Source organism: Neobacillus piezotolerans, assembly GCF_003362805.1.
GTDB classification, from domain to species: Bacteria; Bacillota; Bacilli; order Bacillales; family Cytobacillaceae; genus Bacillus_D; species Bacillus_D piezotolerans.
Genome location: NZ_QNQT01000001.1, coordinates 953253 through 971906, shown reverse-complemented (window position 1 = coordinate 971906; position 18654 = coordinate 953253). Strand labels below are relative to the sequence as shown.

The following is an 18654-nucleotide window of genomic DNA, read 5'->3' as shown; positions in this document are numbered from 1 at the left end:
AATTTACTTTTTTAACCAATAACTGCTCCCATCCGATTTACGGTCTAAAAACCCGTATTCGACTAAATATCTCCTGATTAAAACATAATCCTCATAAATGCCTTTTAAAATTTGATTTAATTCCTGCTCATCATAAGTGTAATCCCTTTTTAGTTGGTTAGATATTTCTCTTAAGACCACAAGTCTTTGTTTTTCCTTTTGGGGAAACTTAGTCAATAATCCATCGGAGAAGTATTTATTAACCAATTGCTCTTGTTCATCTTGGGTAATGTCATATCTTTCATCTACCATTGTGGCGGTTTTATGCACGGGTACAAAAGCTGGTGCATATTCATCTTTTTCTTTCAGTAATTCCATCATAGCCAAAAAAGTTTTTGCCTGTCGTTCCTTTTCTTTTAAGGCAAAACGATGATGACGAATAGTAGAGGCGCTTCCAATGCCTAGTTCCATTTGAATTTCTTTGTCGTTTTTGCCCTGATAAAAAAGGGATAATAGATTCTTTTGATGTTCAGTTAGACCCGTGAGTTTCTTGTCCATGCCAAGTAAATATTCAAACACGGATTGGTGAGTATTTTCAATATGAATACGCATATACCTTTCGGCTTCGTACAATCTATTTTCATAAGGATAAACAATCCCTTTTTCTATTCTTTCACCACATAATAGACAAGTAAATGAATCACTTTCTTGAATAAACCCCCTTTTCAGCTCTTCCAAGGAGACACTCCAAAAGATATCTGATACTTCCATTGCAATAAGCACTTCCTATCGCTAAAAATAAACATATGTAAATTTCGTTTGTATATATACAAACACATTACATTATTGTTTATATTCAGTCAACGAAAAAACAAACAAATTATTATAAAATCTGTTAAGTAACAAACAAAAACAAATTACGTTTAAAAAATACATCTAAATTACAGGATGTAGGAACCGAAAATCTTTTTAAAATACAAAAAGGATAGATGAAAACAGGTATTTCAGTCCTGTTCATCTATCCTCTCTTTTTTACATTTAATCTAGTTATATTATTTAAAATTTATAAAGCTTCCAGATTAAATGCTTTTTGCCACAGCGCCTTCGCTTGGAAATTTGTGTTTCTGAATATAAAGGAGCCTGAAGGACAGCGCGATTCCGGCTGCCAAAAGGCCGGTTGTCAAGCCAATCCAGTATCCTGGTGCGCCTAGGCCAGTGTTATGCGCCAAAATGTATCCGATCGGCAAACAGACTAGCCAATAGGCAATCAGTGTCATGATGAAAGCGAGGTTCACGTCCTTATAACCGCGGAGCGCGGCAAGAGCGGTTACCTGGATTGCGTCGGCAATCTGGAAGAACAGCGCATAAATCAGGAACGAACCTGTCAAGGCGATAACAGCCGCATCATTCGAATAGAGGCCGGCGACCTGATCGCGGAAGAGAACGACGAGGGTTCCAGTGCTAGCCGCCGAGATGATTGCAAGGATGATGCCAAGCCAGCTATATGCCCGCGCATCCCGGTACCTTCGCGCGCCGACTTCAAAGCCGACGAGTACGGTTTGCGCCATCGAAATTGAAATCGGGATCATGTACAGGAACGAAACAATATTCAAAGCCGATTGGTACGCAGCGATCGTTGTGACATTGAATTTTGAAATGAGAATCGTTACGACGGCAAACATGCTCGTTTCAAAAAAGAGAGAAAACCCCATTGGAATCCCGATTTTCAGTATTTCCCCAAACCGCTCCCGTGAAAATTCCTTGAAATTGGCGAAAGACACATAGGCGGAAAAAGGTTCCTTCGTTTTTATGATAAAGGCGGTTATTCCCGTAATGACCCAAAACGTCACGGAAGTCGCAATCCCTGCACCAGCCCCACCGAGTTCCGGAAAGCCAAGATTCCCGAAAATAAGCACATAGTTCAGGAAGAAATTGACCGGCAGCGACATCAGCAGGATAACCATGACAATTCTCGTTTTGCCAAGCGCATAAATGAATGAACGCAGCACGTTGAAGATGAATAAAGGAATAATTCCAAACCCTAGATTAACCAAATAGTTGTGGGCTGTTTCATGGACACGCGGATCAAGATCCATCGCGTTTAACAGCGGATTCAGAACAAGTGCCCCCGCTGCGATGACAATCAGCGCGATCGCAATCGCAAGGTAAATGCCGTGTGAAAGAATTGAGGAAACCTCGTGGCCTTTCTTTTCCCCGAACTTTTGCGCGGCAATTGGCGAAACCGCGAGCAGGATTCCGCTCAGGCCGACGAAAACCGGATTCCAGATCGACGAACCGATTGCCACCCCGGCAAGGTCCGCGGGATTGTATTTTCCCGACATGATGGTGCTGAAAAACACCATTGAAAACATCCCAAGCTGGGTAATCAGGATCGGAATCAGCATGACAAAAATTAGTTTGATTTTTTCTTTCGTTGTAAAAGTCTGATACATCTCAATGCTCCTAAAATTACAATATTGCAGGTTAATCATTTAACCCATAGGATAGAGTATACCAGAGTTGGCGGAATAGGAAACATTTTGCTTCGGGGGGCGGGGTAATGTTTAAAAAAACTTTCTCTCAATGATGATCATTCTTGAGTCATCTTCATTCTTGTAAGGCAAAATATCCTCAAACTTTAATTTCCAGGCTTTCCAAATTGCTTAAAGCGTTGAAAACCGAATCGCCGTTGCTAAGTTGGTTTGGTTCTAAAATAATGTTAAATACCCCCACTAATTTTCCCGCAATTTGAAAGGGATAAGAAACTGAATGTCGAAATATACATTTAAGAATGTGGTTTTCCACTTCCGTTATAGGAGGAACCTATGGTCACATTGCACAGGTATTTCATTGGGAGTTCGTTGAGCTTTATGGCTTTTGTGCTTTCTGTTCCGTTACTTGATTTTGTATTGAGCATGCTTTATTTATCGAGTGGTTACCGGGTATTTTCCTTAAGTGTTTTATCCGTTTATTCTATCCCGTTCGTTTACGGTACTACTCTTGCCACCGTGCTTACATATTTACTTTTGAAAAAATATATCCCCCGCTGGAACTATATCACCCATTGTTTACTGGCTGGAATTCTATTCTCGATGCTATTTGGGCTGGGTCTTTTTGAAGAAAGCTTAACAGGTCTGCTGACGTTCCCGGGCACTTACGGAATCATGATTGGCGCCGTGATTTTCTCATTGGGAAAGTATATTCCTCTAAAAAAGTCCGCAGTTTTTGCATATTTTATCCCTCTATTTGCAGCGGCAGGTTCCATTATCTATGTAAATTTATCTTTTTAGTAATCGTTCATGCGCAATTGAAAACGTAATGTGTGGAGGTGCGAACATGGTTTGGGCAACTGTAATGCGGAAAGTTAAAGCCGGCTTGCTGACGATTCTTTTATCCAGCATTGCTGTCTGGTTTTATTTTTATAAAGAGATGGATATAGCCGTTATGTCGATGGTTCTTCTCGTCTTCGCCGCAGCCATTATGACATATGGGCTAGCAGCTGCTTCCTTTGCAGAATATATTTCAAGCAAACTTTCATCGAAAAAAATGGCCTTGCTGGCAAGGTTCCTGATGCACACTCTGTTCGGGCTCATCCTGATTAACGGTGAATTCTTGGTCGTATACAGCCTCGGCGCCTCGCTGATTTACTTTTGTGTGGATGAAATTCTTCGGGCGAGAGAAAATCACGTTGCGCAACATGATTTAATTGGAGAATAAGATATGGATTATAAGTACGATTTTTCAATTAAACAAGTTGGAAAGTGGCGGATGTTCAGGTTTTCAGAAGAAAATAGTTTGATTGAATATATGTTTGACGATATGCAAAGCTTTAGTAGCCCAATTTTTTACGAGTATTTTAATAAGGTCCTTGACGGGTCGAGTGAAAAGGAATCCATCGGAGGCAACATGGTGTACTTAGAGATTGGGAAGAATTTTACCAATATAGGTTTGGGGTTTACAGACGAAGTGCAGGCAGAGTGTTTTAATACGGTCGATTTGAAATCAATCATAATGAAATGGATTGATTTAAATAAAGAACTTTTCAGGTAAAATACAGTCCGCACCCACCTAGGGCAGCGGGCTGTTTCTTTTCGCCAGCTCAATGATCTCCTTCAAATCGTTCGTAAAGCCCTTAACAGCTTTATCCCCAAATACTGTGACAGGCACGCCGAGGTAGCCGTACTGTTCGACCTCCTTTTTAAAAAGAGGGTCCTCGGAGATATTCCGCGCCTCAAAAAGCACTCCTTCCTCCTCAAGCACCCTTTTCACCATTGTGCACTCGATGCAGTCATTTGTCGTATAAACGAGAACCTTGTCGACCATTGGAACAACTCCTGTTCTATTTGTCAAGTAATTTATTTTGAAAATTCACAAAATTTACACTTTTGGTAAGCGTTTTCACTGTTGTATACTTACAAAAATAAATATTTCTATAAAACATTGTTTAAATAGTGCATATACATTTAACAATGATAACAGATAAAAACAGCAAATGGGGGAAAACATCATGATTTGTTTTTGCGAAGAGCTCGATGATGAGATATACGGGCTTGGCGGGAAGGTTGTCATTTTGGAAGGCAGGGATACGATCCTGCAGGCATATGGGCTGAAAAGCGGCCGCTATTTGGAGCTGGCCGGCATTGATACGAGGCTTTTGACCATGTTTTATAAATCGATGATGCCGGGGATCGACTGGTTCATCGTAGTTTACGATTATAACCAATTTTGCGCGGACCAGGAAGTAAAAGAAGCGATCATCTGGCATGAACTCGGGCATATCGAAAATCCCGTCGAAAAAGACCAGCTGAGTGTGGAATGTGAAATCCGCTGCGACGAGCTGGCAATCATGCGCGGATACAAGGAAGGTATGCGTCGTGTCCTTGATATGACGCAAAAAATGGCCAGGGCGCTCAATAATAAGCTGCTCGATGATATGACGAGCGAGCGACTGATGAGGATTACCGGTTAATGATACGCGAAGCACAAGCCATACAAAAAATGCGGCGGGACTGTGCCTACTTGAAAAAGAGGCTGATTTCCCGGCGCATTTTTTCTTTGTTTTCGGCGAATTGTTTGTGCCGGTGGCCATTGCTGCCCGACGGATGCGGAAAGCCTGCCACTAAATGGCGGGTATCAAGCTGTCCGCTTTTGCCAAGTTCCTCAGACACCCGCAAGACGTTCACTCCGAGGGGGATGATGAGAGGCGCTTTTAAAACAGAATGGTCCTTTGCAAAATAGGTTTCAATTTGGAAACGGAGCAATTCTGTTTTCCAAGGGTCCGGCCTCGAACCGTTGTAATTTTTCCTGTCAAAAAAGACAGCATGCGGCAGGATGGATGCGGTTTGGACCAAATGGTTAGACGCGCCGAAAAGGTCCATAGTCGTTCGAATGCCGAGGTGGTCCGATAGGCCAAGTTCGTCAAGCATCGCAACGAGATTCTTGCGCATCGTCCCTTCAAAGCTTGAGCGTTTCTTTACTTCGTGGAGGATTTCCTCATCCCGAGTGTCCTTGCCGCGAAAATTATGGACAGTTTGGTAGGCGATCCGCATTTGATGCATGCCAGGTGTGATGCCAGCTATCAGGATTTTTGCATTCGTGTTTATGTATTCAAATGGCGCGTAATAGATTTCAAGCTTCCGCTGTTCGTCTTTTTCCAAAAGGAATTGCCCGCTTCTTAAGTCCTCGTCCCGCAAAGGGGATGGCAATGAAAAGATTTTTTGCTTATAAGTATTAAACTTTGATGTGCCAACAATCCCCATCCCAATCCCCTTTCCATGGTTTGAACATCTTATTGTTCCGGCGGGATCCAGCTTCCCTGAAGCTTGCGAAGCGTCACAATTTGTCCGATATGGTATGCGTTATGGAGAGAAAAATGGGAGACATGCTTCCACCAGTCATCCTCTACGAGTTTTTCCGGATCTTCTTCAATTACCTTCCTCCAGCCAGTATAAGACTTCTCAAACCTGGCCCTCGTTTTTAACCACAATTCCTCGGTTTTTTCCCCATCAGGAATTTGGAAAGTTTCATTATTTTTAAGTTTGGCAATTTCCCCGATTGCCCCTGGCTTATATCTTTCCAAATACACTTCGCTCCAATACGCAAGGTGCTGGACGATTCCAAATACCGAGTTCGCCTCATCTTTCGGAGACCAAAACACCCGTTCGTACGTTATTCCTTTTAACGCATCATCCAAGCAAGTAAACCAGCCGGATTCTTTATGTGCCGCGGCTAATTGATCCAATAAAACATCATTTGCCATTATCAAACTTAACGCCCCCTATTATGTGGTGGATTTACTTTAACATTCAGAAAATACGTTATGCACAATCCATCCTTAATATGCTTAGGGCCAGGAACGTTCTTACCAAATAGCAAACCCCCCGCTTACGGCGAGGGGCACATGTCAATTTACTAATTTAAAACCCATTCCTCGATTGCCTTCGCGACCCCTGATTCATTGTTCGTGGCCGTTACCCAATCCGCTTCATCCTTGATGACGGGCTGGGCGTTCCCCATCGCGACCCCGAGGCCGGCTTCCTTGATCATCATCATATCGTTCATGCTGTCGCCAACCGCCATGACATTTTCCATGCCGATTCCAAGGAACCCGCACACCTTCTTAAGAGCTTCTGCTTTATTGATCCCGATTGCGTTGACCTCGATATTGGTTGGGGCTGAGTTGCTGATCTCCAGTTCCTTTTTATCACGAAGCAGCTTCAAAACAACTTCCCGCACTTCATCATCAGGAATATCGAATCCGAACTTCAGCCACTCATGGTCGGCCAAATTTTCCGGCATCTCCTTTCGGTAAACCCGCTCCGTGCTGATTGCCCAGAAATGCGTATTATACTTTTTCGAAAGCCCGTACATCCATTCCATCAGCGGCAGGCTTACCGGATTTCGCTCGACAAGCTCGCCCTCAGGGCTCCAGATTTCCGCTCCGTTTATCGTAACAAGGTACGAAGACAATTCAAGGGAAACAGCATAGTCCCGGCATGTCGCCAAGTTGCGTCCTGTGCTGAGGACGACCTTAACCCCTTTCGCCTCCGCCTCCCGGATCGCCTTCTGATTTTCGTCCGAAACCTGATGGCCGTCATTCAAAAGGGTTCCGTCCATATCCAACGCTATTAATTTGATGTCCATTTTGCCCTTTTCCATATCTTACACCCCAAATTCTCTCTGTTGTTCTAGTGTCCATCTTAACACGTTCCGAAAGTCGATGAAATTGTTATGCCTAGGTAGACCGCTGCTCCCCTTATTCCCCAGCAGCTATCCTTGCAAACTCCTCCAGGGTGGTCGAATATTTCACATACGTCCGCGGAAGCTCATAATTCTCATTTGGCTTATTTCTTTTGACAAAAGGCCCCGGCGTTGTCGTCAAACCAAATTGGTAGTACTTTTTTGTTTCGTTGATCACTTTACGGTTCGCATTTCCGTAAGGATACGAAATCGCAATCACCGGCTTGCCGGTGATCCGCTCGATTTTCCGTTTCGATTCCCAAAGCTCATACTCGTAGTTCGCAATTTTCGTCAAATCCGGGTGGGTGGCCGTATGTGATTGGACCGAGAACATCCCGGAAGCCGCAAGCTGACGCAAATCCTTTTCAGACAAACGATTCCTGTTCCCAACAAAGTCCGAAATGATAAACAAAGTCGCTGCCGGCTGGAACGTTGCACCACTTATTTTTGAAAAAATGGTTGCCACACTCAGGTTGTTCTTATAGCCGTCGTCTATCGTTATGAAGATTGGTTTGGCAATCCGACCCGCTTCTTCCCAGCGTTCAAACGTTAGCGGTGTAAAACTGTTCGCTTTTAAGTATTCCATTTGTTTTTGAAAGTTTTCCGGCGTCACATATAGCTCCTTCTGCCCCGTGCCTTTGAACTCCGCGATCGAATGGTACACAAGAATCGGGATTTTCTTTTGCGCAAGTGTCGTTGCTGGAAACAGAATCATCAGCCAAGCCGTCAGTAACAGGATACGTTTTTTCATATGCATTCCCGCCTTTTTTCAAATAATATTTAGTGTTGTGCAGGAATCCAAAACTTATTAGGGAAACTATATAAAGAACTATTTTTCAAAGGAGTGAGCGTTTATGAAACAGGTGATTACGCCTTATTTGAGCTTTAATGGAAATGCAAGGGCCGCGTTGGAAAGGTACCAAGAGATATTCGGCGGTGAACTTGAGCAGCTAAAAACGTACGGGGAAGCAGATTTCCCAACCCCGCCAGGCGCCGATGACCTGCTGATCCATGGCCGCCTGCGGATCGGCGAGCTTGTGATCATGGTCTCAGACGCGGGCCCTGGCCGCGATGTAACAGCAGGGAACAATGTTTCGCTTGTCCTTGAATTCGAGAGCGAAGAAGAAATCAACAGCGCCTACGAAGCACTTTCGAGAAGCGGCTCTGTGTACATGGAATTGCAGGACACCTTCTGGGGCGCGAAATACGGCAAAGTTCGCGATGAATTCGGGATTATTTGGGATCTGAACTTTGAAAAAGGTCAGCAGTAAGGTGATGAAGAAAGAGGAAGCCGTTGGTTCGGCTTCCTCTCTTTTTAAGTTTCCATTGATTTCGGGAATCCGGGCATTCGTGACATTCAAACCGGGTTTGGACCTTTAAATGTCACGCAAATTGAGTTTGACTGACATTCAAACCGGGTTTGGACCTTTAAATGTCACGCAAATTGAGTTTGACTGACATTCGAACCGGGTTTTGCCCTTTAAATGTCACGCAAATGGTTGTTGACGGACATTCAAACCGGGTTTTGCCCTTTAAATGTCACGCGAAATTGAGTTTTAGTGCCGAAACACAAGATAAACGACGCTGGCAACTTTGCAAACTGGAATTCGACCCCATTTTTTAAATTTCAAGGTGAACGAAAGTCCAGACATCCACAACCCTAGCGCATCAACCTTTTTGATTAAAAAACGTTGTATTTCTTCAAACTAAAGCTTTTTCCAGCCGGCTTTTCGTAAAATTGCCCGTTTCTTTCGTATTGGCAATGTAGAGACTGTGTGGGGGAATCGCTTTGCTATATTATTTGGAGTCAATGTAATTTAAACCCCGCCAATCCCCTGATTCCGAACGCAAGGAAGGGACACTTGTAAAAGTGCCCCTCCCTCTGACCGACAACAGCCAGCCTTAACTTATCAACCTGTATTCCTTAGCCCCGCGGCGATTCCACTTATTGTGAGCAGCACTTGGGTCATAAGCTCCTCATCAGGCTCGTCCATTTTCCGAAGTTCTTTAATCAGTCCGACCTGAATGAAGTTGAGCGGGTCAACGTAGGGATTGCGTCGCTTGACGGAGTCGCGGATGTTCGGGGAATGGTCTAGCAATTCTTCATCCTCCGTGATCGCAAGCAGGATCTCTTTCGTCCGGTTGTACTCGTCCTCAATGTTGCCAAAAATCCGATCCCTAATTTCCGTATCCTCCACAAGAGCCGCGTATTGCCTGGCGGTCGTGATGTCCGCCTTCATGAGCGCCATCTGGAGGTTATCGATTGTCGAACGGAAAAACGGCCACTTTGCATACATTTCACGAAGCAACGCCAGGTTCTCTTCACTTTTACTTGCAAAGCTCTCCAGCCCCGTGCCCGCCGCATACCAGCCCGGCAGTAGCTGCCGGCTTTGTGTCCAGGCGAATACCCATGGGATGGCGCGCAGGTTTTCGAATTTGGCGCTGTTTTTCCTCGCCATTGGCCTCGAACCGATGTTCAGCTCGCCAACTTCATGTAGAGGCGTCGCCTCATTGAAATACGTCAGGAAGTCCTTGTCCTTGAAAACAAGCGCCTGGTATTTCGACAGCGATGCCGCAGATATTTCCTCAATCGCGCGGACAAAGCGCGCATCCCGGATTTCCTGTTCGGATTCTGTTGAAACGTGGGCCGCGACTTCGAGCATCGTCGACGTTGCCTGTTCAAGACTCCTGTAGGCGATGTCCTCCAATAGGTAACGGGAGGAAAGCACTTCCCCTTGTTCGGTAATCTTGATGCCATCGCCAAACGTTTCCGCTGGCTGCGACAGCAAGCTTCTGTTCAACGGGCCGCCCCCACGGCCAAGCGAACCGCCGCGCCCATGGAAGAATTTCAGACGGATGTTATATTTCTTGGCCATTTCATGGATTTCAAGCTGGGCCTTGTACAGCTTCCAGTTGGCGGTTAACGTGCCGCCGTCCTTGCTGCCGTCCGAGTAGCCAAGCATGATTTCCTGTTGGTTCCCTAGCATTGCTAAGTGATTCCGGTATACCGGCATATTGAACAAGGTTTCAATGATTTTCGGTCCCGCGGTCAGGTCATCGATTGTTTCTAGCAACGGCCCAACATTTAAATAGGACTCGACTGTACCGTCGGCATGCAGCCTATAAATGCCCGCTTCTTTTGCAAGGACAAGCACCTCAAGCAGGTCGCTTACAGACTGGGTCATGCTGACAAGGTAAACAGTGATCGCCTGCCTGCCGAACTCTTCGTGCGCCTTCTTAATTAATTGGAATACATTGACCATTTCTTGCGTTTCTTTTGAATAATCTTCGTTTAAAAGCAAAACCGGCCTTGGGTCTGCGAGCAGCCGCTGAAGTAGTTCCTGCTTTTCCTCTTCGGTAAGCGATTTGTAATCCTCCGCGATGCCGACCTTCCGAAGAATTTCCGTCATGGCGGCTTCGTGCTCTCCGCTATGGTTTCGGATATCAAGTGTCGCAAGATGGAAGCCAAATAGCTTCACCTGCCTGATCAATTTTTCCAAAAGCTTCAGTTCATGGTTTGCCGGGTGGTGCTGGTAAATACTGCGCCTGATCATTTCAAGGTCGGCGAGCAGCTCCTCAGGCTGTTTGTAGCCTGTATCATCCTTGCCAACCTGGCGGACGCGTTCAATTATGATCGCGAATTTCCTGCGGTATTGTTCCTCGGCGACATTCCAGCGTTTGTCCTCCGGCAAAAATTCCTCTTCATCCCGAGCGACCGATTGTATTAACTCATCGCTTACATTAACTCGGGAAGTCGATTGGCTGAAGCGCCTCATTAATTCGACCAGCACTTCGCGGTATTTTTTTAGTACAAGCTTCCGCTGCCTGATTAGCGTTTCCCACGTCACATCGGATGTGACATGCGGGTTGCCGTCACGGTCGCCGCCAATCCATGAGCCAAAGCGGAGGAATGTCGGAACTTTCCACACTTCTTCAGGATATTGCTCCGCCAGGCTTTCCTCGACCTCCTGATGGATTTCAGGGAGTACGTTAAAAAGTGTATGATCGAAGTAATAGAGGCCATTCCGCACTTCATCGATGACGGTCGGTTTCCTGTCACGGAGTTCATCTGTCTGCCAAAGGGCCGCCACCTCGTTAAACAGGCTGCCTTCTATCTTTTTACGCTCTTTTTTTGACAATAGAGGATTTTCGAGGCTCTTAAGGAGGTCGGCAATCCGCTTCTGGATTTCGAGGATGGACCGCTTAGTCGCTTCGGTCGGGTGCGCGGTGATGACGAGTTCAAGCGACATTCCGTCGAGCACCTTTTTAATGACCTCGGCGCCGATGCTATGCTCCCTCAATGAATGGATTGCATTTTCAATCGAGCCCGGCTGCTTGTTCGAATCTTCCTTCAACTGATATTCGCGGCGCCTCCGGATCCGGTGGTTCTGTTCAGCGATGTTGATTAAATGAAAATAAACGGAGAAGGCCCTGATTACCTGCTTCCTCAATTTCGGATCCAACCCGGAAATTTCCCGTTTCACGCCTTCATATATTTCATTCTCGAACGACTCGCGGAGCATCTTGAATTTTAGCCTGAGTTTCTCAACCGTTTCAAAGAGTTCCTGCCCGCCGTTGTACAGAAGAATTTCCCCAAGGATATTCCCCATCATTTTGACATCCCGCCTTAGCGGAAGGCTGCTGTCATTTGCTTTCAAATCTGCCATCGTCTCACCTTCCTACACACTGCATTACAAAAAGTTTTATATTACTATAGCATGAAAGTCCATTTTTGTTCATTCATTAACATATCACTAGAACGATTTGTTAATGAACATTTTTTAAATAAATAAAAAAGAACTCTCAATATTCATTGAAAGTCCTATTTATGAGGCCGAATTTTAACCTTTTTTCCTTATCTGATTAAGTGTCAGCACCAAGCCGGTAAAACCTGCAGTAAAGGAAGGCGGAAGGCTCCATAATAGATAATGCCATTGTCCTGTAACAAGTGAAACGAAGAAGAATAATAATGGAAAGCCAATTAAAACGATTAAGGAAACAGATAAGGCGATTTTAGAGTCTTTCTTCATAGGAACTCTCCTCATTCCAATCCCTCTCTAGGGGAAAAGTTGTCCCGCGGACATTTGGCGATATTTGTTAATTTAATGGTATCATATGTATTCAATCCTAGAAACAATAAATTAGCATAGTAAAAAGGCAAGGAGCCTTGTAAACTCCTTGCCTTTTCGATGGCCTTACTTTTGTCCGTACGTTTTGAACTTATCAGCGAGTACGGCCATTTCCTCTTCAGGCAAGAGGACCGGTTCGCCAATGGCTTTCGTCTGGTAGTAGATTTGGGCGCAAAACTCAATTTCTTCAGCGATCGTAAACGCGGTCGCGATATTGTTCGCGCCGGCGATTAATCCGTGGTTTGCGAGCAGGACCGCGCGACGGTCTTCCATCCCTTTGAAAGCCGCTTCGGCGAGTTCCTTCGTCCCGAAAGTCGCGTATTCCGAGCAGCGCACATTTGGCCCCGCGTAGGCAACGAGATAGGAAACAGCCGGCAGCTCCCATCTAAGCGAAGCAATTGTTTTCGCGAACGGCGAATGGGTGTGCACAAGCGCGTCAATGTCATCCCGTTTCCGGAAAAAAATTAAATGCATTTCCAGCTCGCTTGACGGATTGCGGGCACCATCGACTACTTTGCCATCAAGATCCACAACGACGATATCTTCCGGCTTCGTTTCAAAATAATCCAGTCCGCTCGGGCTGATGGCTGCCAGGCTTTTTTCTCTGTTAAAAATCGAGATGTTGCCGCCTGTCCCTTTTGTCAGCCCGCTTGTAATCAGTTTTTTTCCGTATTCAACGATTTGCTCTCTTTCATTTTGAAGCAGCATGCGGAATCTACCGCCTTTTTAATAGGATAAGATAAACGTTTTGCATGGCCCAGCGGGATTAAAGATGGTTTCAGCTGGTGTGGGCCAATTTTCCCAAAAGAAGGTTTAGTCTTGAAAAATTTTTTTCAGGTTTTCTTTGTACGGCGCGCGGACAATGCCTTTTTCGGTGATGATGGCCGTTACGTTCTCGTGCGGCGTGACGTCGAAGGCAGGGTTGTAGACCTGTATGTCATACGGCGCGGAGAATTGCCCGAAACGGTTAATGACTTCGTGGGCATGGCGCTCCTCAATCGGGATGTCCTTGCCGGTCTCTGTGCGCATGTCGATTGTCGGTGTCGGCGCGGCGACATAGAACGGTATGCCGTAGTGTTTGGCGAGGATGGAAACGCCAAGCGTACCGACTTTGTTCGCAACATCGCCGTTCGCTGCGACACGGTCGGTGCCGACGATGACGGCGTCGATCTTACCCTGTGACATGACAACCGCAGCCATGCTGTCGGTGATGACGGTTACATCAATCCCCGCTCGCTGCAGTTCAAGCGCGGTCAAAGTCGACCCTTGGAGGCGCGGCCTAGTTTCATCAGAAAACACCTTGATGTCCCAGCCCTTTTCCTTCGCGAGGTACATTGGCGCGGTTGCGGTGCCGTACTTCGTTGTCGCAAGCGCACCGGCGTTGCAGTGCGTCAGGAGGCCCATTCCGTCGTTCATAAGAGTAAGTGCATATTCACCGATTTTGCGGTTGATTTCTTCATCTTCCTTGTGGATGGCAATCGCTTCTTCAAGCAGTTTCGCCTTGATTTCGGGGATTGGCAGGTTCTTTAGCGATTCAGCGGCGTTCTCCATCCGTTCCAGCGCCCAGAACAGGTTCACCGCGGTCGGGCGGGATGTTGCGAGGTAAGCGGAAACTTCCTTTACTTTTTTCGAAAAAGAATCATAGGAATCTTCGGACGCATCTTTGATTCCTATGTAGAGACCGTATGCGGCGGCGACTCCAATTGCCGGTGCCCCGCGAACTTTCATCACCTGGATTGCGTCCCAGACGCCTTCAGCGGTTGTAAATGTTTCATATACTATTTCATTTGGTAAAAGAGTTTGATCAATCAGTGTGAGTCCATCATTTTTCCATTCAATCGTAATCAACGGTTCAGCCACGCCGAATCCCCCTTTTGTCTATCATGAATGCTTATTTGCAACTTTCACGCTCCGCATTCAGTCTAACACCTGCAGGTTAAAGTGGACAAGCAAAAATGCGACAGTTCTCTTTTGACGTGAAAATACGAACAGTGCCTGTCACTACCCGAATTTTGTCGAAACTGCATTAGAGATCCAGTGACTGTTTTGACCTTAAATGTTCACCATAAGGATATTATGTTAACATGCTTTAACTTCTATTTTTAAAACTTTCCTCCTTTACATAAAAATTCCAATGTAGTACGTTTATTACGTAAATCGAAATAAATAAGGAGTGATTGGGATGGAATACCGCAGGTTGGGGAAAACCGGGCTGAAAGTTAGTGAAATCAGCCTTGGGAGCTGGCTTACGTATGGAGGATACGTTGAGGAACAAAACGCGGAGGCGTCGATTGACAAGGCGTATGAGCTTGGAATCAACTTTTTTGATACGGCCAATGTTTATATCCGTGGCGCGGCTGAAAAAGTGGTCGGCAAGGCGCTGAGCAAGTATCCACGTGAATCGTATGTGCTTGCCACGAAAGTGTTTGGCAAAATGGGGGAAGGCCCGAATGATAAAGGCTTGTCGCGGAAACACATTATCGAACAGGCGAACGCCAGCCTGAAGCGGCTCGGCACCGATTATGTCGACCTGTACTATTGCCACCGCTATGACCAGGAAACGCCGCTCGAGGAAACGCTTCGCGCGCTGGATGACCTTGTCCGCCAGGGTAAAGTGCTTTATATCGGCGTCAGTGAATGGACTGCCGAGCAAATTACCGAAGCGGTCCACCTTGCCGATAAAAAACTGCTTGACCGGATTGTCGTAAACCAGCCGAAGTACAGCATGCTGCAGCGCTATATCGAGAATGAAGTGCTTCCGGTCAGCATGAAGCACGGCATTGGCCAGGTTGTGTTCTCCCCTCTCGCACAGGGAGTTTTGACCGGAAAATACAAAAAAGGTGAAGGCATTCCTGCAGGCAGCCGCGCTTCTGTTGAAGGATATTCGAACCTTTTCGGGCTGTTAACAGATGAAAACCTTGATAAGGTCGAGCAGCTGAAAGGTGTTGCTGCAGAGCTTGATTTAAGCCTCTCCCAACTGGCCCTGGCATGGATCCTGCGCCAGGAAGGCGTATCGAGCGCGTTGATTGGCGCGAGCCGCCCGGCACAGGTCGAGGAAAACGTCAAAGCAAGCGGAGTGAAGCTTTCTGCTGATGTAGTTGGCACGATTGAGGACATTCTCCGTTAAATCGCTGGGTAGCGGTAACAACTGTCCGGCCCTTTTATGAAGCGGACCTGTTTAAATTACCTGGTTCCAAGAAAAGATAAGACTGGCACCCATGTGATGCCAGCGTTTCACCAAAATCCTGTATAGAGGTGATAAAATGAGCTACAAGGATTATCTTGATCCGCGTTCAGGTCTTTTTCACCAGGCATTTCAAAGCCGGAAGCACACCAAGTCGCAGCTGAACGGCCAAACGAAAATGTCACAAACAGACATCATCCTGAGGAGCAACGCGAAAGCGCACCACTGGTGATGGCTGGCAGGAGAAACGTACGCGCGGCACCCCTTTTTAATGGAGGGGTGCTGTTTTTTTGTTTGCGGGAAAACTTTTAGTGAAGTGACAAGTTTTTGTACGGCCTTCTATTTAATTGGGTGTCATGTTTTTGTACGGCTATCTTTTTAATGAAAGGTGTCGCGTTTTTCAGCTACCTTTTTCTCACATGAAGGTGCTGTTTACCAATCGAAATTGTGTCCGAAATTTGACAGTTTTCGATAAGTGCCCTAAAACTTTCGATAACTTGAAAATTTTTTCGATATCCGGCCTGAAACTTTCGATAACTCCTGAAAAGTGGGGGATATTTCTGCGGGAGTTCAAATCTTTCCCCCTCCCGGCGTTAATCGGAGCATTTTTACATTAGAAAATGTAGCCGAAGTGCAACCGTCCCGGATATCCATTAAAAAAACGCGGATAAATAATAATAAAACTGGATAACTTTAAAAAAGTTCCGGATATTATACGAAAATTCCTGGAAAGATCACTAATAGACCATCGGGAACCTAGAAACAGAGCCATTAAAATTGAACAAATAGCCTGCTGGCTGATTTTGCGGCTGAATCCCGTCACCCTGCCTTTCACTCCCCTCCCGCCTGCCACAATCTTCCTAAATGCTGCCTAAATCCCCCTGTACTGGCATCCATTCATTTTGACTTTATCGGATGTTTTGGTATTCTTCTGCTATAAGCTAAATCGATTGAAGGTTGATTTCTTATGGAAAGATTGTACCCTTATTGGGAAAAAGTGCGCCGTTTTTGGAAAAAGCGGCATTTGACACAGATTATTCTGCTGATAGCATTGATTACATTTCTTTTAACGATCCTGTTTTTCGCCTGGCTTGCGAGCCGAGCGAATGTGGAGTCCCTTAAGGAGGGGCTCAGCCAGTCTACGGTCATTTATGACAGGGATGGCAATAAGGCGGCGGAAGTGACTGCAAACCGGGTTGGCGGGACGAAGATCGAAAACCTGCCCGACCATGTTAAAAATGCGGTCGTTTCAATTGAGGACGAACGCTTTTACCAGCACCACGGTTTTGACGTTCGGGGGATTGCGCGTGCGTTCTTCGGAAATTTGTTTGCCGGAAGGATAACGGGCGGCGGAAGCACGATCACCCAGCAGCTCGCAAAAAATGCGCTGCTTTCGCCTGAACAAACGTACCGCAGGAAGGCCGAAGAATTGTTCCTCGCGGCAAAGCTTGAGGACACGTATAAAAAAGAAGAAATTCTCGAAATGTATTTGAACCAGGTTTATTTTGGGAGCGGCGCCTGGGGAATCGGTTCCGCGTCGGAGCGCTATTTTAATAAGAACATCAAAGATGTGACGATCAGCGAGGCGGCCATGCTTGCGGGACTGCTTCAGGCGCCTTCCGCCTATGATCCGTTCAGCCATTACGACCGGGCGCTGAAACGCAGGAATGTCGTTCTTGCGAAAATGCATGAGCTGAATAAAATTTCCGATGCTGAGTACAAGCGCGCCGTAAAGGAAAAAATCGCTCTCAGTGACGGCCAGGGCACAAAGATTAAACGGAAATATCCTTACTATGTGGATTCGGTAATAAATGAAGCGATTAAAACATACGGACTGACACAGGATGAAATTTTAACAAGGGGCTATCGGATTTATACGGAACTGAATCCCGGTCTCCAGACTTCGCTTGAAAAAGTATATCAGCGTAACTGGCTCTTTCCGCGCGGCCGGGGCGGCGAAATCGTGCAAAGCGGCGCTGTGCTGATTTCGCCGAAGACAGGCGGTGTAATGGCCGTCATAGGCGGACGAGGCGAGTATGTATTCCGCGGATTCAACCGCGCGACTCAGCTCAAGGCACAGCCGGGATCAACAATGAAGCCGCTCGCTGTGTACACTCCGGCGCTTGAGGAAGGTTTCTCGCCGGATTCCGAGCTCGTTGACGAGCCGATGGCTTTCGGTGAATACAAGCCGGAAAATGTGACCAAGAGGTATGCCGGAAAGGTTCCGATGTACAAGGCGGCCGAACAATCGATCAATGTGCCGACCGTCTGGCTTTTAAATGAAATTGGCGTCGGCAAAGGCGCGGATGCGGCCGAAAGGTTCGGGATTCCGATTCAGAAGGAAGACCGGAACCTTGCCCTTGCGCTTGGCGGGATGCACCACGGCATCTCCCCTCTTCAGCTGGCTTCCGCTTATTCGGCTTTCGCGAACGACGGAAAGCGGCATGACCCGCACTTCATCGTCCGGATAGTTGGCCCGACCGGCAATGAAATTGCGAACCATAAGGAAGAAACCGTGAAAGTGACGTCAAAACGTGTCGCGCGTGAGATCACTTCGATGCTGCTTGGCGTTGTGGAAAATGGCACAGGGCGCGCGGCCAGGGTCAGCGGGCTCGATATTGCCGGTAAAACCGGTTCAACCCAGCTTCCTTACGCGGATATTAACGGGACGAAGGATCAATGGTTCGCCGGCTATACACCGGAAGTGGCCGGAGCGATTTGGATTGGTTACGACCGGACCGACCGCGAGCATTATTTGACTACGAACGCTTCTCAAGGGACCGCCCCAATTTTTAAGGCGATCATGCAAGAGGCAAAACCGTACTTGAAAGAAGATTCGTTTGGAATTGCCGTTGCCGGCGAGGAACCCGAGTCGTTTATTTCGAAAAAAGAAATCCTTGCCCAGACCGAGAAACTGAGGGAAGAAGTCGGCAAAGCCGCCGATACGATCAAACAGGAAGCCCCGAAATGGAAGAAAGCTCTTGATACAGGCGTAGGAGCAATGCTTGACGGTTTAGACAGGCTGGCTGAAAAAATCCAGGAACTTAAGGAAAGGTAGGGAGGAAAACCTTCCCATATTCATATAGCAGGAAAACCCGCGGAATCACATCCGGCGGGTTTTCT

19 protein-coding genes are annotated in these 18654 nt (G+C 46.5%); 8 read left to right on the top strand and 11 right to left on the bottom strand.

Annotation, left to right across the window (positions count from 1 at the left end; translation table 11 throughout):
* Positions 1-3: 3 nt before the first annotated feature.
* A complete protein-coding gene (locus DRW41_RS04630; RefSeq protein ID WP_115450763.1) occupies positions 4-750 on the bottom strand; it encodes a DUF2087 domain-containing protein in 747 nt (248 codons plus the stop codon).
* A 308-nt stretch (positions 751-1058) separates the two neighbouring features.
* Positions 1059-2432 (bottom strand): MATE family efflux transporter, encoded by a 1374-nt coding sequence (locus DRW41_RS04625; protein WP_115450762.1) that lies wholly within the window; start codon positions 2430-2432, stop codon positions 1059-1061.
* Positions 2433-2804: 372 nt separating this feature from the next.
* Between DRW41_RS04625 and DRW41_RS04620 the strand changes: the two genes are divergently transcribed.
* Genes DRW41_RS04620 through DRW41_RS04610 form a run of 3 tightly spaced genes read left to right on the top strand, consistent with a single transcriptional unit; the run spans position 2805 to position 4029 of the window.
* Entirely contained in the window at positions 2805-3269 is a 465-nt protein-coding gene (locus tag DRW41_RS04620; RefSeq protein ID WP_115450761.1) for a hypothetical protein, read from the top strand.
* 46 nt (positions 3270-3315) lie between these two features.
* Entirely contained in the window at positions 3316-3696 is a 381-nt protein-coding gene (locus DRW41_RS04615) for a hypothetical protein (protein WP_115450760.1), read from the top strand.
* Between the two features lie 3 nt (positions 3697-3699).
* Entirely contained in the window at positions 3700-4029 is a 330-nt protein-coding gene (locus tag DRW41_RS04610; protein WP_115450759.1) for a hypothetical protein, read from the top strand.
* 18 nt (positions 4030-4047) lie between these two features.
* Here DRW41_RS04610 and DRW41_RS04605 read toward each other — a convergent pair whose 3' ends face one another.
* Positions 4048-4302, bottom strand: coding sequence for a glutaredoxin family protein (locus DRW41_RS04605; protein ID WP_115450758.1), 255 nt, complete (start codon positions 4300-4302; stop codon positions 4048-4050).
* Between the two features lie 184 nt (positions 4303-4486).
* On the opposite strand from DRW41_RS04605, the gene DRW41_RS04600 reads away from it, so the two are divergent.
* Positions 4487-4948, top strand: coding sequence for a hypothetical protein (locus tag DRW41_RS04600; RefSeq protein WP_115450757.1), 462 nt, complete (start codon positions 4487-4489; stop codon positions 4946-4948).
* Between the two features lie 46 nt (positions 4949-4994).
* Here the strand turns inward: DRW41_RS04600 and DRW41_RS04595 are convergent, their stop codons facing one another.
* The 4 genes from DRW41_RS04595 to DRW41_RS04580 all read right to left on the bottom strand — a co-directional run bounded on the left by DRW41_RS04595 (position 4995) and on the right by DRW41_RS04580 (position 7969).
* Positions 4995-5738: a hypothetical protein gene (locus tag DRW41_RS04595; RefSeq protein WP_115450756.1), complete on the bottom strand. Its 744-nt coding sequence runs from the start codon at positions 5736-5738 to the stop codon at positions 4995-4997.
* A gap of 29 nt (positions 5739-5767) precedes the next feature.
* Positions 5768-6238 carry a DinB family protein gene (locus DRW41_RS04590; protein ID WP_245959352.1) on the bottom strand — a complete coding sequence of 157 codons (471 nt, stop codon included), beginning with the start codon at positions 6236-6238 and terminating at the stop codon, positions 5768-5770.
* A gap of 152 nt (positions 6239-6390) precedes the next feature.
* Positions 6391-7137: a Cof-type HAD-IIB family hydrolase gene (locus DRW41_RS04585; protein WP_115450754.1), complete on the bottom strand. Its 747-nt coding sequence runs from the start codon at positions 7135-7137 to the stop codon at positions 6391-6393.
* 97 nt (positions 7138-7234) lie between these two features.
* Entirely contained in the window at positions 7235-7969 is a 735-nt protein-coding gene (locus tag DRW41_RS04580) for a polysaccharide deacetylase family protein (protein WP_115450753.1), read from the bottom strand.
* A gap of 103 nt (positions 7970-8072) precedes the next feature.
* Between DRW41_RS04580 and DRW41_RS04575 the strand changes: the two genes are divergently transcribed.
* Positions 8073-8489, top strand: a complete 417-nt coding sequence (locus DRW41_RS04575) for a VOC family protein (protein WP_115450752.1) — start codon at positions 8073-8075, stop codon at positions 8487-8489.
* Between the two features lie 639 nt (positions 8490-9128).
* On the opposite strand, the gene ppc is transcribed toward DRW41_RS04575, so the two are convergent.
* The 4 genes from ppc to mtnA form a co-directional block, all read right to left on the bottom strand.
* The gene (gene ppc / locus DRW41_RS04570) at positions 9129-11885 is read right to left on the bottom strand and encodes a phosphoenolpyruvate carboxylase (RefSeq protein ID WP_115450751.1); all 2757 of its coding nucleotides are present in this window, start codon (positions 11883-11885) and stop codon (positions 9129-9131) included.
* Positions 11886-12059: 174 nt separating this feature from the next.
* Positions 12060-12248 carry a hypothetical protein gene (locus tag DRW41_RS04565; protein WP_115450750.1) on the bottom strand — a complete coding sequence of 63 codons (189 nt, stop codon included), beginning with the start codon at positions 12246-12248 and terminating at the stop codon, positions 12060-12062.
* Between the two features lie 165 nt (positions 12249-12413).
* Positions 12414-13055, bottom strand: a complete 642-nt coding sequence (locus DRW41_RS04560; protein ID WP_115450749.1) for an L-fuculose-phosphate aldolase — start codon at positions 13053-13055, stop codon at positions 12414-12416.
* Positions 13056-13160: 105 nt separating this feature from the next.
* Positions 13161-14207, bottom strand: coding sequence for an S-methyl-5-thioribose-1-phosphate isomerase (mtnA, locus tag DRW41_RS04555; protein WP_115450748.1), 1047 nt, complete (start codon positions 14205-14207; stop codon positions 13161-13163).
* Positions 14208-14529: 322 nt separating this feature from the next.
* On the opposite strand from mtnA, the gene DRW41_RS04550 reads away from it, so the two are divergent.
* The 3 genes from DRW41_RS04550 (at position 14530) to DRW41_RS04540 (ending at position 18589) form a co-directional block, all read left to right on the top strand.
* Positions 14530-15474 carry an aldo/keto reductase family protein gene (locus DRW41_RS04550; protein WP_115450747.1) on the top strand — a complete coding sequence of 315 codons (945 nt, stop codon included), beginning with the start codon at positions 14530-14532 and terminating at the stop codon, positions 15472-15474.
* A gap of 136 nt (positions 15475-15610) precedes the next feature.
* Positions 15611-15763, top strand: a complete 153-nt coding sequence (locus DRW41_RS04545) for a YpzG family protein (protein WP_082036363.1) — start codon at positions 15611-15613, stop codon at positions 15761-15763.
* 735 nt (positions 15764-16498) lie between these two features.
* Positions 16499-18589 carry a transglycosylase domain-containing protein gene (locus tag DRW41_RS04540; RefSeq protein WP_115450746.1) on the top strand — a complete coding sequence of 697 codons (2091 nt, stop codon included), beginning with the start codon at positions 16499-16501 and terminating at the stop codon, positions 18587-18589.
* The last annotated feature ends 65 nt before the right edge of the window (positions 18590-18654 follow it).